At 52.9% G+C, this 14,347-nt stretch carries 11 protein-coding genes; 3 read left to right on the top strand and 8 right to left on the bottom strand.

All coding sequences use genetic code 11. The features are described from left to right. Positions 1-55: 55 nt before the first annotated feature. The 8 genes from A8F97_RS21225 to nirB form a co-directional block, all read right to left on the bottom strand. On the bottom strand, positions 56-1,513 hold the full coding sequence (locus A8F97_RS21225) for a M20 family metallopeptidase (RefSeq protein ID WP_014701664.1): 1,458 nt from the start codon (positions 1,511-1,513) through the stop codon (positions 56-58). Between the two features lie 93 nt (positions 1,514-1,606). Next, the gene (locus tag A8F97_RS21230; RefSeq protein WP_014701663.1) at positions 1,607-2,476 is read right to left on the bottom strand and encodes a transporter substrate-binding domain-containing protein; all 870 of its coding nucleotides are present in this window, start codon (positions 2,474-2,476) and stop codon (positions 1,607-1,609) included. Positions 2,477-2,552: 76 nt separating this feature from the next. Continuing rightward, entirely contained in the window at positions 2,553-3,317 is a 765-nt protein-coding gene (locus A8F97_RS21235) for an ABC transporter ATP-binding protein (RefSeq protein WP_010277637.1), read from the bottom strand. Further along, complete coding sequence (locus A8F97_RS21240; RefSeq protein WP_033072218.1) at positions 3,314-4,048, bottom strand: ABC transporter permease; 735 nt, start codon at positions 4,046-4,048, stop codon at positions 3,314-3,316. The genes A8F97_RS21235 and A8F97_RS21240 overlap by 4 nt, the downstream gene beginning before the upstream one ends. Next, the gene (locus A8F97_RS21245; RefSeq protein WP_014701661.1) at positions 4,048-4,764 is read right to left on the bottom strand and encodes an ABC transporter permease; all 717 of its coding nucleotides are present in this window, start codon (positions 4,762-4,764) and stop codon (positions 4,048-4,050) included. Before A8F97_RS21245 ends, A8F97_RS21240 begins: the two co-directional genes overlap by 1 nt. A gap of 537 nt (positions 4,765-5,301) precedes the next feature. Further along, positions 5,302-6,681, bottom strand: a complete 1,380-nt coding sequence (gene cysG, locus A8F97_RS21250; RefSeq protein ID WP_033072217.1) for a siroheme synthase CysG — start codon at positions 6,679-6,681, stop codon at positions 5,302-5,304. Between the two features lie 63 nt (positions 6,682-6,744). Next, positions 6,745-7,113 carry a nitrite reductase small subunit NirD gene (nirD, locus tag A8F97_RS21255; RefSeq protein WP_014701659.1) on the bottom strand — a complete coding sequence of 123 codons (369 nt, stop codon included), beginning with the start codon at positions 7,111-7,113 and terminating at the stop codon, positions 6,745-6,747. Further along, positions 7,110-9,662, bottom strand: a complete 2,553-nt coding sequence (nirB, locus tag A8F97_RS21260) for a nitrite reductase large subunit NirB (protein ID WP_033072216.1) — start codon at positions 9,660-9,662, stop codon at positions 7,110-7,112. Before nirB ends, nirD begins: the two co-directional genes overlap by 4 nt. A 636-nt stretch (positions 9,663-10,298) precedes the next feature. Between nirB and A8F97_RS21265 the strand changes: the two genes are divergently transcribed. From A8F97_RS21265 to A8F97_RS21275, 3 genes are all read left to right on the top strand, one after another. Then, on the top strand, positions 10,299-11,453 hold the full coding sequence (locus A8F97_RS21265) for a mandelate racemase family protein (RefSeq protein WP_011095551.1): 1,155 nt from the start codon (positions 10,299-10,301) through the stop codon (positions 11,451-11,453). 99 nt (positions 11,454-11,552) lie between these two features. Then, complete coding sequence (locus tag A8F97_RS21270) at positions 11,553-13,163, top strand: ABC transporter substrate-binding protein (protein ID WP_014701655.1); 1,611 nt, start codon at positions 11,553-11,555, stop codon at positions 13,161-13,163. 132 nt (positions 13,164-13,295) lie between these two features. After that, positions 13,296-14,336 (top strand): ABC transporter permease, encoded by a 1,041-nt coding sequence (locus A8F97_RS21275; protein ID WP_014701654.1) that lies wholly within the window; start codon positions 13,296-13,298, stop codon positions 14,334-14,336. Positions 14,337-14,347: the final 11 nt, after the last annotated feature.

Raw genomic sequence — 14,347 nt, forward strand, 5'->3', positions numbered from 1 at the left:
GGTTCTCTCCTGACGGTTTCCTGATACGCCTTATTTATCCCTTCGAGTCGGCTTCTTATCCCTGCGGGATAGGCGCGAACACGTCATCTGGAATCGGGTTCTCAAACGGTGTGTGTCGCAATCTTTCCTGATGGTCGGCTTTTGCCTGAGTAATCAGTTCCGGTGTGGCCAGCAGATCGATAGCCAGTGACGCCATCGCTTTTGCCGCATATTCCATGCCTTTGTGCGCTGCACCGGTTTTCCCCTGTGCAACCAACTGCCACGAATGCGCCGGTGTACCGATGGCGTAAGTGGCGCTGCGAATCTGCACGGTCGGCACCACCCAACTGACCGTTCCCACATCGGTGGAGCCGATGAAGGCTTCATTCGGGCTATACAGCGGATAAATTCCATCGTGCAGCGTTAAACCCGGTTGAGGTTTGACGCCAAAACGTGCGTAGGATTCGGCGATGTCTTCGGCGCTCAGCGCCGTCTGGAACATTGCCGCGACCTTACGATCTTCGTCATCGAACGGTATCGGGCCGAGTGCCAGCAGGTGTTCATGCATACGCGCTTCCAGCGGCGGGTTTGCCAGCAGGTTGGCATCACCGCTAATCACCTCGCTGCTGACTTCGGTTTCTGTCATTAGCGCCGCGCCTTCGGCAATTTTTTTCACGCGTTTGACCAACTGATGCAGTTCCGGCAACTGGCGTGCTCGTACAAGGTAACGCACGGTCGCGTTAGCCTGCACGACGTTTGGTGCCTGACCGCCGCTGTCGGTAATTGCGTAGTGAACGCGCGCGGAGGACGGCATATGTTCGCGCATGTAGTTCACGCCAACATTCATTAATTCAACGGCGTCCAACGCGCTGCGCCCTAAGTGTGGGCTGCTGGCAGCATGGGCGGCACGGCCTTTGAAGTAAAAATTCAGTTCGTTGCAGGCCAGTGATACCGGGCTGTTGACGCCAGTGAAGGTCGCCGGATGCCAGCAGAGGGCAATATCGACGTCATCAAACACGCCTTCCTTGACCATAAAACCTTTGGACGATCCGCCTTCTTCCGCAGGGCAGCCGTAAAAGCGCACGGTTCCGGCCAGCGCGTGCTTTTGCAGATAATCTTTCACTGCCGTTGCGGCCTGTAGCGCTGCGGTACCGAGCAGATTATGCCCGCAGCCGTGGCCGTTGCCACCATTTTCCAGCGGCTTCGGCTCTGCGACATTTGCCTGCTGGCTCAGGCCCGGCAGCGCATCATATTCACCCAGAATGGCGATAATCGGCAGACCTTCACCGAATTCCCCCAGTAGCGCAGTCGGCATGTTGGCAATGCCTTTCGTCAGGCGAAAACCTTCTGCCTTCAGTACGGCTTCGTGCTGTGCGGCTGAACGGTGTTCTTCGTAGTTCAGTTCTGGCGTATCCCAGATACCGTCGCTCAGCGTACAGAATTGCTGCCGCTTGGCCGCAATCAGGTCGCAGATCTCTTCCACGGTCTGGTGATTGACGGCAGGCAGCGTTCCTTCATTGTGTGTTGCATTCATGCGTGGTGTGCTCGTTTGATTGCTCTGATGCATTTGCGAGGAGCGTGTCACAGCCCGTTGGCTATGACACGCGATTCAACTAGAGGGTCATACTCAGAGTGGCGTGGTGTCCATACCGAACCATTTTTCACTCAGCTTTCTGATGGTGCCATCTTGCTTGGCCTGATCGATCGCTTTGTCGAACATGGCTTTCAATTCAGGATCGCTTTTGCGCAGGCCAACAGAGGAACCGCTACCCAGAATGCCGCCGATGAACTGTGGCCCCGGCATCACGATGTTGTCATTGCCTGGTTTGTCCGTCGTGCTTTTCAAATAAGGTGCAGAAGCGATGACCAGATCCACGCGGCCTGCTTTCAGATCGAGATCGTGTTCCTGTGTGGTTTTATATTCGCGTACTTTCATCACACCTTTCATATATTTATCCAAAAAGGCGCTGGCGATAGAAGCAGACTGCACGCCGATAGTTTTGCCTTCCAGTAGCGGTTTTAGCTTCTCAACCTCAGCCAGTGCTTTTGCTTCATCGGCGGGTTCAATGGAGAAACGCACGCCCGCGTCTGGGAAATCTTTGGCGAGTGAGCTGGATTTCAGCACGGCGAAAGTCTGTCCTGCCTGCGTGTACGGCTGGCTGAAGTCGATCACTTCACGACGTTTTGCCGTGGCAGACATCCCCGCAATGATCGCGTCATATTTACCCGCGTTCAGCGCAGGAATCGCGCTGGCGAACGGTTGGACCATGATCTCGCATTTTACCTGCATATTGTTGCACAGCACTTTATACAGTTCGATCTCCATGCCATCCAGTGTGCCGTCTGGCTTGGTGAAGTTATACGGGTGGTAAGCGCCTTCGGTCGCGATGCGGACGGTCGTCCATTTTTTCTCTTCCGCTGAGGCGGTGAATGAGGCGGCCAGCGTTCCTGCCATACACAGTGAACAGGCGAGCAGAGTGAGTTTTGATTTGATCATTGGTGTTCTCCCGGCGTTTTATATCGTTATATTTTGTTTATTTCCCACCACTGTGACGATAGTAGTGAGGCTGTGTTTACCAACTGGCAATAAATTGCCGGAAGCGAGCCGACTGGCTGGCAGTGAAAACGTGCTCCGGCGTTCCCTGTTCTTCAATTTCCCCCTGATGGAGGAAGACGATACGGTTAGAAACTTCGCGGGCAAAATCCATTTCGTGAGTCACGACCAGCATGGTCATCCCTTCGTCCGCCAGCGTGCGCATGACGCGCAGCACTTCACCAACCAGTTCTGGGTCGAGTGCAGAGGTTGGCTCATCAAACAGCATCACTTTAGGTTCCATCGCGAGCGCACGGGCAATCGCAGCGCGCTGCTGCTGACCACCGGACAAATGTGCGGGATAGTAGTGACGCTTATCCGCCAGGCCGACCTTCTCCAGCAACTGCTCGGCGTGTTCGACGCATTCTGCCTGTGGACGCTTTAAGACGTGCACGGGCGCCTCGATGATGTTTTCCAACACGGTCTTGTGTGACCAGAGGTTAAAATTCTGGAACACCATGCCCAGTTGGGTACGAATTCTGTCGATCTGTTTGAGGTTCGACGGGCGGTTCTGCCCTTTGCGGTTCGGCTTCATTTCAATTGCTTCTCCGCCGACGATAATCTCGCCCTGATCGGGAAGCTCAAGCAGGTTGCTACAGCGCAGCAGCGTCGATTTGCCTGAACCGGACGATCCCAAAATTGAGATGACTTCCCCTTGGTTGGCTTCAATCGAAATCCCTTTCAGGACGTCCAGAGAACCGAAGCTTTTATGAATGTTGCGCAGGCTAATGGCGGGTGTCGTCATTGCAGATCTCCCAATTTCTTAATTTTTTTCGCTGCCGGTTGCGCACCCGGCGCACGGAGATGAGGGGTAAGCCTAAATTCTGTCCAAATCAGTAAACGTGTCAGAATAAGGTTAATAAACAGATAAATAGCACCGGCGACCAGAAAGACTTCAAGCGCCCGGTAGGTTTCTGCAATGAGGCGTGCGGCGATACCAGTGATTTCCATCAGCGTGATGATGGAAGCCAGCGAGGTCGATTTGACCATCGAAATCAGCTCATTACCGTAAGCAGGGAGCGCCTGACGGATTGCCAGTGGGAAAACGATACGCTTGAAAATCATGAACGACGGCATGCCGCAGGCGCGTGCAGATTCGATCTGGCCGACGGGAACGGATTGCAATCCGCCACGGATAATTTCGCTGGCATAGGCACCGGTACACAGGCTGAGCGACAGCAGGGCGCACCAGTGGGGTTCCCGCAGGAACGGCCAAAGCATGCTTTCCCGAACCCAAGGGAATTGCCCCAGCCCGTAGTAAATCAGGAACAGCTGCACCAGCAGCGGTGTGCCGCGGAAAAACAGCACGTAGGTTCGTGCAATGGATCGCAGCACGGCAAAGGATGACAGTTGCATCAGTGCTAAGCCCAGCGCCAGAAAGAAGCCCAGAAAGACCGAGCTGACCGCCAGTTGTAGGGTCAGCGGGATGCCGGGGATAATCTCCAGAAACGTCTCGTACAGAAAAGGAAAATCCATCAGCGTTTCACCCCCCGGGAATAATGAGACTCAGCACGGCGCATAATCCAGCCGGAACAGATTGAGATAAGCAGATACAGCAGCGCGGCCGCCATGAAGAAATCAAACGGTTTACCGGTAGAACCGGCACCGGTTTGCGATTGCGTCATCAGCTCTGCGACACCAGTAACGGAAACCAGCGCAGAGGTTTTCAGCACCAGTTGCCACACGTTGCCGAGTGGGGGGATCGCGTGGCGCAACAGGAGCGGTATGATGATGCGGCGCAGACGCAATAGCGTTGGCATACCACAAGCTTTGGCGGCCTCAATTTCCCCTTTGGAAACGGCGTAGAAGGCACCGCGGTAGACTTCCGTCTGCTGCGCACCGGAGGAAATGCCGACGGCGAGTACCCCGGCGAGGAAACCCGGAAAGCCAAAGAACTCATTGCTGCCAAACAGTTTGGCGAGCAGGGTTAACGCCGAGCTGCCGCCGAAATAAAGTAGGTAGATGATGAGTAGATCGGGGACGCCACGGATGAGTGTGGTGTAGCCATCGGCCAGATAGCGCACGGGGCGATTGCCGCAAATTTTGGACCAGGCTCCGATCGTGCCGATCACGGCCCCCAGCAGGAAGCCACCGATCGCCAGTGCGATCGTCATTCCTGCCCCAATCAGTAATAATTTTCCCCAGCCGTGTTCACCAAAACTGATGAGCTGCCAGAAACTAATGTTTTCCACAAGTGACTCCAAACTGCCTGTTTTTGGCAAATTTTATTCTTAGCAAATAGTGTTCTTAGCAAGTTTTGTTAGTAGTAAAAAATGGCTCCGTTACACAGAACTGTGTTTGTGATGAGAGGGTTACACACTCTGTTTAGGAACGAGAGCAGCAATGCGTAATGGCACTGACTCGATGATGTACTCATTCTATGGAGTACGAATTCGATGAAACACGATGGTTTGACGATGAAATCGGTTCGATAAGAACGATTCAGAAGTCGTGCCGCGAATCTATTAGAAAACTAAGCAATACTCGGGCCACGTTTCATGTAGACGATAATTGATTATTTATTCACATAGCCTGCTTATTAATTAGTTTTGTTTTAGTCAAAATAAGACAGATATGGCCTGTGGTAAAGCATTAAAGTGATATTTTGTAAGGGGGGATGTTAAAAATAGTGCATTATTATGCTATTTGGTGGGGCGTTGCATTATGATGGTGCAGTAACCGCTATCCGGCAGGACGGATAGCGGGTGAGTGGGAGGGTGAGAAGAAGATTATGCTGTCTGGTCTGAAAACCAGCTCAATTTTTCCCGTAGTCCGACAACGTTGCCGATGATGATCAAACTCGGGCTGCTTGCCTGTTGGGCTAATTCACTCAACTGTGAGAGCTGTCCACTCAGAACGCGCTGCTTGGTTGACGTGCCGTTTTCGATAATGGCGACAGGCACGGTTTCCGGCAGTTGCTGCTCGATGAGATTATTTTGAATGTGTTCAGCCTGCTGAAGCCCCATGTAAAACACCAGCGTTTGTTTTTCTGCTGCGAGGCTTGACCAGTCAAGATCGGTGTCATGTTTGACGTGCCCGGTGATCAGTCTGACACCCTGCGAGTGATCGCGATGGGTGAGTGGGATCCCGCTGTAGGCTGAGCAGCCTGACGCAGCAGTAATACCGGGAACGACAGAGAACGGTACGCCAGCCTGTTGCAGGTACTCCAATTCTTCAGCACCACGGCCGAAGATAAACGGGTCGCCACCTTTTAGTCTGACGACCCGATGGCCAGCGCGTGCCTTTTCTTCCAGCAACTGATTGATTTGATCTTGAGGAACGCAGTGATAGCCAGACGTTTTGCCGACGAAGATGCGCTCGGCATCACGGCGTGACAGATTGAGAATCTCTTTCGATACCAGCCGATCGTAAACGACGATGTCAGCCTGCTGTAGGTGTTGTAGGCCTTTCAACGTCAGTAACCCGGCATCGCCCGGTCCTGCGCCGACCAACGTGACTTCCCCCCGGTCATCCAGTGGGGCGGAGAACAGCAGCTCCGTCAGTTGTTGAACGCGTTCGCTGTCTTCGCTGTCCAGCGCCTGTGCTAGCCTATCGTGTACAAAGAGTTTTTCCCAGAAGCGACGGCGTGCGCTCATTTTGCAGAAACGGTTTTTTACCCGACCGCGTAATTCACCGGCGAATGCTGCCAGTTTACCGAGATTTTGCGGCAGAATACTTTCCAGTTTTTCCCGCAGTAGCCGAGCTAATACCGGAGCTGCGCCGCCGGAAGATACGGCAACCATCAGCGGTGAACGGTCGATGATTGACGGCATAATGAAGCTGGCACGTTCTGGTGAATCGACCACATTGCAGAAAATCCGACGCTCGCTGGCGCTGGCATAAACGTGATTATTGACGTCCTGATCGTCTGTAGCGGCAATCACCAGCCACACCTCGTTCAGCAAGGTGGGATCGAAAGTGCCGTGTACCAGCGTTACTTGGGCATCCTGCTCCCATGCCTGAAATTGATCGTTAAAATCGAGAGCATTGACGGTAATGACTGCGCCAGCATCCAGCAATAGCCGGGCTTTGCGCTCGGCTATTTCACCGCCTCCTACCAACAGACAAGGTTTATCGTGCAACTGACAGAATATCGGTAGGTAATCCATGCAACGCCTCTTGAAGACTCAGATAGTGGTGTGCCCTGCTGTCGCAGGGCACCGGCCATGTCATTACGGTAATGGTCGGCTATTATCAACCGCTACGTTACTGTTTGCGATGGATATTTGCACATTACCGTTTGTTACCTGAGTATCATAAGCTGCAACAGAATAGGCATCATCTTCCAGGCAGAAGCCGTCATAAAGGCGGAAATGCTGTTTTTTCAATGGGCTTGCGACCCAAAGCTCGTCCTGATGTTCAGCCACTATCCCACGGCTTAACACACTCGCTTGGGCGAACGGATCGATATTGCTGATGGCGTAAATCTGCTCATCGTTACGTGGCCGGAACACGGCGATCTGCTGCTGTTCAACCAGCGCACAAACACCGGTGCCGGGTAGGATGTCGTCTAACTTACATACGGTAGTCCACTGGCTCATGCGTTTTCCCCTTCCAGCTCAATCTGTTTCACCGGAATACGCTCAGCAGGACGCGCCGGACGGTGTTGTTGACGTTCACCCACCATTTGTACGTTCGGGTCACGTTCTGGGCTGTTAATAAAGTGGGCAAAACGTTTCTGTGCTTCCGGAGATTCCAGCGTGGCCTGCCATTCGCAGACGTAGCCTGCTCGCAGGTGTGTGATATCGGCTTCAAGCTGATCGTTAATGCCCAGTTTGTCTTTCACAATCACATTGCGCAGGTAGTCGATACCGCCTTCGAGATTATCCAGCCAGACGGAGGTACGCTGGAGCTTATCGGCCGTGCGGATGTAGAACATCATGAAACGATCCAGATAGCGGACTACCGTTTCGCGGTCTAAGTCGGCTGCCAGCAGGTCAGCGTGGCGCGGCTTCATCCCGCCGTTGCCGCAGACATAGAGGTTCCAGCCTTTTTCGGTGGCGATGATCCCCACGTCTTTACCCTGTGCTTCTGCACATTCCCGCGTGCAGCCGGAGACGCCAAATTTCATTTTGTGTGGGGTGCGGATGCCTTTGTAGCGGTTTTCCAGTTCGACGCCAAACCCTACGCTGTCACCAACGCCAAAACGGCACCAGGTGCTACCGACGCAGGTTTTTGCCATACGCAACGCCTTGGCGTAGGCGTGGCCTGTTTCAAATCCGGCTTCGATGAGCTGAGCCCATACGTCAGGCAGGTCGTCTTTTTGTACGCCAAATAACGCCATGCGCTGAGAGCCGGTCATCTTGGTGTACAGGTTGTATTGCTTCGCGATGCGACCAATGGCGATCAGGCCATCCGGCGTGATTTCCCCGCCTGCGGAGCGGGGGATCACGGAGTAGGTGCCGTCTTTCTGGATATTGCCGAGGAAATTGTCGTTAGAATCCTGCAACGGCGTGTGCTGCGGTTTGAGCACGTACTCGTTCCAGCAGGAAGCCAGCAGGGACGCAACGGTCGGTTTACAGACCTCACAGCCGTAGCCTGAACCGTGTTTCTCCAGCAGTTGATCGAACGTTTTGATTTTTTCGATTTGGATCAGGTGGTACAACTCCTGACGCGAATAGGCGAAGTGTTCACACAGGTGATTATTGACTTCGATCCCCTGTTTGCTGAGTTCCGCGTTCAACACCTGCGTAAGCAGCGGGATACAGCCGCCGCAGCCCGTACCGGCTTTAGTGGTTTCCTTAAGCGCCGCGACGGTATGGCAGCCGCCGTTAATCGCTTTGATGATGTCGCCTTTGGACACGTCGAAGCAGGAGCAGATTTGCGCACTTTCTGGCAGTGCATCGACACCCAGCGTCGGTTTCGCACTGCCAGCGGACGCAGGAAGAATCAGCGCTTCAGGAGAATCCGGCAGCGGGATTTTGTTCAGCATGAATTGCAGCAGGTTACCGTAATCCCGCGTGTCGCCGACCAGCACAGCTCCGAGCAGCGTTTTATTGTCGGCGCTGACGATCAGTCGTTTGTAGGTTTCTTTATTTTCATCCAGCCACATGTAGCTGCGAGAGCCTGGCGTATGGCCGTGTGCGTCGCCAATCCCACCGACATCGACACCCATCAGTTTGAGCTTGGCGCTCATATCGGCGCCTTGGAAGCGGTTCTCATGTCCTAACAGATGGTCGACGGTAACCTGTGCCATTTTGTAGCCGGGCGCAACCAGACCAAACGGTCTGCCCTGCCAAGCGGCACATTCGCCGATAGCGTAGACGTCAGGGTCGGAAGTTTGGCACCAGTCGTTAATCGCGATACCGCCGCGTGGGCCAATTTCCAGCGCACACTGACGTGCCAATTTGTCTTGTGCGCGGATACCGGTAGAGAACACGATGAAGTCGACTTCCAGCGTGCTGCCGTCGGCAAACACCATCGTCTTGCGGCTTTCCAGACCAGAATGTTGGATCGCCTGCGTATTCTTGCTGGTATGCACACGCACACCCATGTTTTCAATCTTGCGTTGCAGCAGGGTGCCACCCTGTGCATCTAACTGTTCGGCCATGAGCACGGGGGCGAACTCAATGACGTGTGTTTCCACGCCAAGGTGTTTCAGCGCGCCAGCCGCTTCTAGACCTAATAGCCCCCCGCCGATCACCGCGCCGCGCTTGCTACGGCGTGCGCAGTTTTCGATGGCGTTCAGATCTTCAATGGTGCGGTAGACGAAACAGTCTTGCCCGTTTGATCCTTTGATTGAAGGAATCCAGGGGTAGGAGCCGGTTGCCATGATGAGCTTATCGTAATACACGGTACGGCCGGAATTAGAGTGAATGGCTTTTTCACTGCGGTTGATGGTGATGGCGCGTTCACCGAGCAGGACGTTAACGCCATTTTTTTCGTAATAACCTTCGCGTACTAAAGAAAGTTCTTCTACCGTATGGTGAGCGAAGTAAGAAGAGAGGTGGACACGATCGTAGGCAACGCGGGGTTCTTCACAAAAAACGGTAATCTCGTAGGTGGACGTTGGGGCCTTATCCAGCAACTCTTCGATAAAACGGTGGCCAACCATCCCGTTACCGATAACAGCGAGTCTGACTTTGTTCATTTTTGCCTCAAAATTGCTTCTTCTGAGGTTACCTTATCGCGCTACAAAGGCCGCTTATTGATGTACATCAAGTTGTCTTTTATATACTTCTTTGTGGGTATCTTGATGATTTTACTTAATTTTTATTAAGTGTTGGTTTTCATTGGAGTTTTTGGGATGGGTAAAAATGAGATCTATAGCACGCTTTTGGTCAGAAGCCGACTGATTAGCGGCCAATCCGCTATCAGGGTAATCGTCCCTCTCATCAATCATTCACGTTCCTGAAGGCGTAAAAATAAAACTAAGGGATTATCCATTCATTTAGTAAGGATATGGAATTTTCTGGTGATAGTGCTCACAGCTTTATGTGCAAATGCACAGTTATCCGCGACATAATTTCTTCATATGAAAGAAATTGCCTAATGACTAACGGCGTAACAACCTTAATAATTAAAAATAAAACGCTATTTTTTTTTAATTAACACGTGATTTCTTTTTGTGACGCCGATCGACTTATAAGGTCGTACCAGAAAGCGTTATGCGTTTTTTATCTACTAGTCCCAGCACAGGCAGTGAAGTGATTCTTTAATTATTTATACGGCTTACATTCGCAAATCTTTTACATGAGTTGTGTTAAACATCAAAGCAGGTAAAAACGTGAAAATAGAATCAATTGATGTCACCGTCTTCACTTATCCCACACGTCGGGTTTCCGATAGTGCGGGCCATTCACACCCGGGAGCCGAGAATCAGGCCAAGATGGCGCTGTTGACCATCACGGCAGATGACGGCCAAAAAGGTTACGCTTTCGCTCCGCCGGAAGTGATTCGTCCCCATATCGTTAATGCGTTCTTCCGCAAAGTGCTGATTGGGCAGAATCCGTTCGATCGTGAGCGTCTCTGGCAGGATCTGGTGCATTGGCAACGCGGTAGCGCCAACCAACTGACCGATCGCGCGTTGTCGATTGTGGAATCTGCACTGTGGGATCTGCAAGGTCGCGTGCTGAACATGCCGGTGCATAAGCTGCTTGGCGGCTATCGTGAAAAAGTCCCTGCTTACGGCAGCACCATGTGTGGCGATGAGCTGGAAGGCGGTTTATCCACGCCAGAGGAATTTGGTCAGTTTGCCGAAAAGCTGGTGCAGCGTGGCTACAAAGCCATCAAATTGCATACTTGGATGCCGCCTGTCTCGTTCGCGCCCAGCCCGAAGATTGATGTAAAAGCCTGTGCGGCGGTGCGTGAAGCCGTTGGCCCGGATGTCTGCCTGATGCTGGATGGCTACCACTGGTATAGCCGCAGCGATGCGCTATATATCGGCCGTGAACTGCAAAAGCTCGATTTCACCTGGTTTGAAGAGCCAATGGAAGAACAGAGCATGGCATCCTACAGTTGGCTGACCAAGAGCCTGGATATCGATGTCATCGGGCCGGAAAGCCTGTCGGGTAAATATTTCAGCCGTGCTGACTGGGTTAAAGAAGGCGCATGTGACATTTTACGCGCGGGCGTGCAAGGCGTCGGTGGTCTCTGGCCGTGTCTGAAGGTTGCCAGTCTGGCGGAATCTTTCGGTATGGATTGCGAAATCCACGGTAACGGTGCGCCAAACCTCAACGTCGTGGGGGCAATTAAAAACTGCCGCTGGTATGAACGCGGGTTACTGCATCCTTTCCTCGATTACGATGAGCCTGCTGCTTACCTTAATTCGATTGTCGACCCGATGGATGACGAGGGCTTTGTGCATCTGCCGCAACGTCCGGGGCTGGGAGAGGATATTAATTTTGACTGGATTGAGGAGCATACCCTAAGCAAAGAATAGTTTTTTTGTATGAATAGTTTTTTGTTCGATCTGAAAGATAGCCTTACCTAAAAAATAAAAAGTTGTCGTCTTCCATGCTCCCACACCTGGAGAATAATGATGAAAGCACGAGCAATACTCCGTACCCTGCTGTTAGGTTCACTCTGCGTGGCCGCTACGCCGGCCATTCTATCGGCAAAAACCCCTGACGATCAGCTGATCGTGGGGATGAACATGAACAACATGCTCTCACTCGATCCGGCCGCTATGACCGGTAACGAAGTGGTGGGCATTATCGTCAACCTCTATGACTCGCTGGTGGTGCTCGACCCGGCTAACCTGAGCAACATCCTGCCTTCTCTGGCGAAAAGCTGGAGCGTCAGTGATGATGGTAAGGTCATTACCTTCAATCTGGTGGATAACGCCAAATTCCATTCCGGTAACCCCGTAACGGCGCAAGACTTCGCCTGGTCGATGAAGCGTCTGCTTAACCTCAACATGGCTCAGGCCACGACGTGGAAATCCTACGGCTTCACCGCGGAAAACGTGGAGAAAATGATCCGTGCCAAAGATGCTCACACCGTTGAAATCGAACTGCCAAAACCAAACGACCCCAAACTGGTGATCTACTCGCTGGCGACGCTGGGTAGCGGCTCGGTACTGGACAGTAAAACCGTCATGCAACATGAGAAAAACGGCGACTGGGGCAATGGCTGGCTAACCACCAATGAAGCCGGTTCTGGCCCGTTCAAGCTGGACGTGTGGCAGGCGAAAGACGTGCTGCGCATCAGCAAAGTTGAGAATAACTGGCAGGGCGACGCGAAAATGCGGCGCGTGATTTTCCGCCATATGACCGAATCACAGGCGCTGCGTCTGATGATTGAAAAAGGCGACATTGACGTGGCCTCTGGGATGTCGGTGCCAGATATCAATGCGTTGAAACAAGACAAAGATGTTGTGGTTGATGAGGTGAAAAAAGGCACGCTGTACTACGTTGCAATGAGCCTGAAAAACGAATACTTCGCTAAACCGAAAGTGCGCGAAGCGGTTCGTTACCTGATTGATTACGATGGCGTCAATAAGACGGTGATGCCTGGCTACGGCTTCTATCATCAGCGCCCCATCCAAAAAGGGATGGATGCGACGTTGCCGGACCCTGGCTACAAGCTGGATGTGCCACGCGCTAAAGCGCTGTTGGCCGAAGCGGGCTACCCGAATGGATTTGAAACCACACTGCGTGTTCTTTCCGATCAGCCGTTCCTGAATCTGGCGACATCGGTACAGTCCACGCTGGCACAGGCGGGCATCAAAGCCAAAATCATCTCCGGCACTGGTAATCAGGTTTACGGCGCGATGCGCGATCGTAACTTCGATATGCTGGTTGGCCGCGGTGGTGGTGGCGTCGATCCGCATCCTCACTCCAGCCTGCGTTCTGTTGTCTATAACCCGGATAACAGCGACGAAGCCAAACTGACCAACTTCCAAGGCTGGCGCACCTCTTTCTACGACAAACCCTTGAACGACATGATCGATCAGGCGTTGTTGGAGAAAGATCCTCAGAAACAGAAGCAGATGTATATCAACGTACAGAATCGCTATGAAGAACTGTTCCCGGCCATTATTCCGGTGTCGCAGATGATCGATTCTGTGGTGTTGCGTAAGGACGTGAAAGGCTATGTGCCGCATCCGTCTTCCACGACGCATCTGCGCGAGGTTTATAAGCAGCGCTAGTGTCCACACGTTAAATCGGATGATTAGCCGACACGTTCCCGGCTAATCATCCCGATCAGATACGCTAAAAAGAGATGACCGCGTGGGTGGTGATTTGCTGTCGCCGCTAACCGGGATATCAGGAGAAAGAACATGGTTTTCTCTGATTGGATCAAGCCGGGTGGAGTACTGCGTCGTTTGGCAAAACGTCTGTTTCAGGTGATCGTCACGCTGTTCGGGTTATTAATCCTGACCTTCGTGATCGGCCGCGTGATGCCAATCGATCCAGTCCTGGCTATTGTCGGGCAGGATGCTGACCAAAGTACCTATCAACAGGTTTACCAACAACTGGGGTTGGATAAGCCGCTGTATGTCCAGTTCTTTATTTACTTCAATTCACTGATGCATGGGGACTTGGGCAATGCGCTCCTGACTGGGCGACCGGTCATGGATGACATTATCCGGGTTTTCCCTGCCACCATCGAGCTTGCCACCATGGCGATTATCGTCGGTGCAGGTCTGGGTGTACCGCTAGGCGTGCTGGCTGCGGCGCGGCGCGGTAAGTGGGCGGATTATGTGGTGCGTTTTATCAGTCTGGCCGGTTATTCGACGCCGATATTCTGGGTCGGGATGATGGGGCTGCTGGTGTTCTATGCCTGGCTGAATTGGGTCGGCGGTGCTGGGCGGGTTGACATGGCCTACGACGGCCTGGTGGAGAACCGTACCGGCCTGCTGTTGCTGGATTCGCTACTGGCAGGTGAGTGGGATGTGTTCCGCAGCGCGCTGAACCATCTGGTGCTGCCAGCTACGATCCTCGGTTTCCATTCGCTGGCCTATATCAGCCGTATGACGCGCAGCTTCATGCTGGCGCAGCTTTCGCAGGAATACATCATTACTGCGCGAGTGAAAGGGCTGTCTGAGTTCCGTGTTGTCTGGGCGCACGCGTTTCGCAATATTCTGGTTCAGCTTTTGACGGTGGTGGCGCTGGCGTATGGCTCACTGCTGGAAGGAGCGGTACTGATTGAAACGGTCTTCTCGTGGCCAGGTTTTGGTTCCTATTTGACGGGGAGCCTGCTGCTGGGGGATATGAACGCGGTGATGGGGTGTGTGCTGCTGGTGGGGTTGATCTTCGTGACGCTTAACCTGCTGTCGGACATGTTGTATCAAATCTTTGATCCGAGGACGAACGCATGAATATTTCCACT

This window comes from Pectobacterium parmentieri (assembly GCF_001742145.1).
Classification (GTDB): domain Bacteria; phylum Pseudomonadota; class Gammaproteobacteria; order Enterobacterales; family Enterobacteriaceae; genus Pectobacterium; species Pectobacterium parmentieri.

Excerpts from the sequence above, each read along its gene's own strand:
- nirB (WP_033072216.1), bottom strand. The coding sequence starts at position 9,662 with ATGAACAAAGTCAGACTCGCTGTTATCGGTAACGGGATGGTTGGCCAC.
- cysG (WP_033072217.1), bottom strand. The coding sequence starts at position 6,681 with ATGGATTACCTACCGATATTCTGTCAGTTGCACGATAAACCTTGTCTG.
- A8F97_RS21235 (WP_010277637.1), bottom strand. The coding sequence starts at position 3,317 with ATGACGACACCCGCCATTAGCCTGCGCAACATTCATAAAAGCTTCGGT.
- A8F97_RS21275 (WP_014701654.1), top strand. The coding sequence starts at position 13,296 with ATGGTTTTCTCTGATTGGATCAAGCCGGGTGGAGTACTGCGTCGTTTG.
- nirD (WP_014701659.1), bottom strand. The coding sequence starts at position 7,113 with ATGAGCCAGTGGACTACCGTATGTAAGTTAGACGACATCCTACCCGGC.
- A8F97_RS21230 (WP_014701663.1), bottom strand. The coding sequence starts at position 2,476 with ATGATCAAATCAAAACTCACTCTGCTCGCCTGTTCACTGTGTATGGCA.
- A8F97_RS21270 (WP_014701655.1), top strand. The coding sequence starts at position 11,553 with ATGAAAGCACGAGCAATACTCCGTACCCTGCTGTTAGGTTCACTCTGC.
- A8F97_RS21225 (WP_014701664.1), bottom strand. The coding sequence starts at position 1,513 with ATGAATGCAACACACAATGAAGGAACGCTGCCTGCCGTCAATCACCAG.
- A8F97_RS21240 (WP_033072218.1), bottom strand. The coding sequence starts at position 4,048 with ATGGATTTTCCTTTTCTGTACGAGACGTTTCTGGAGATTATCCCCGGC.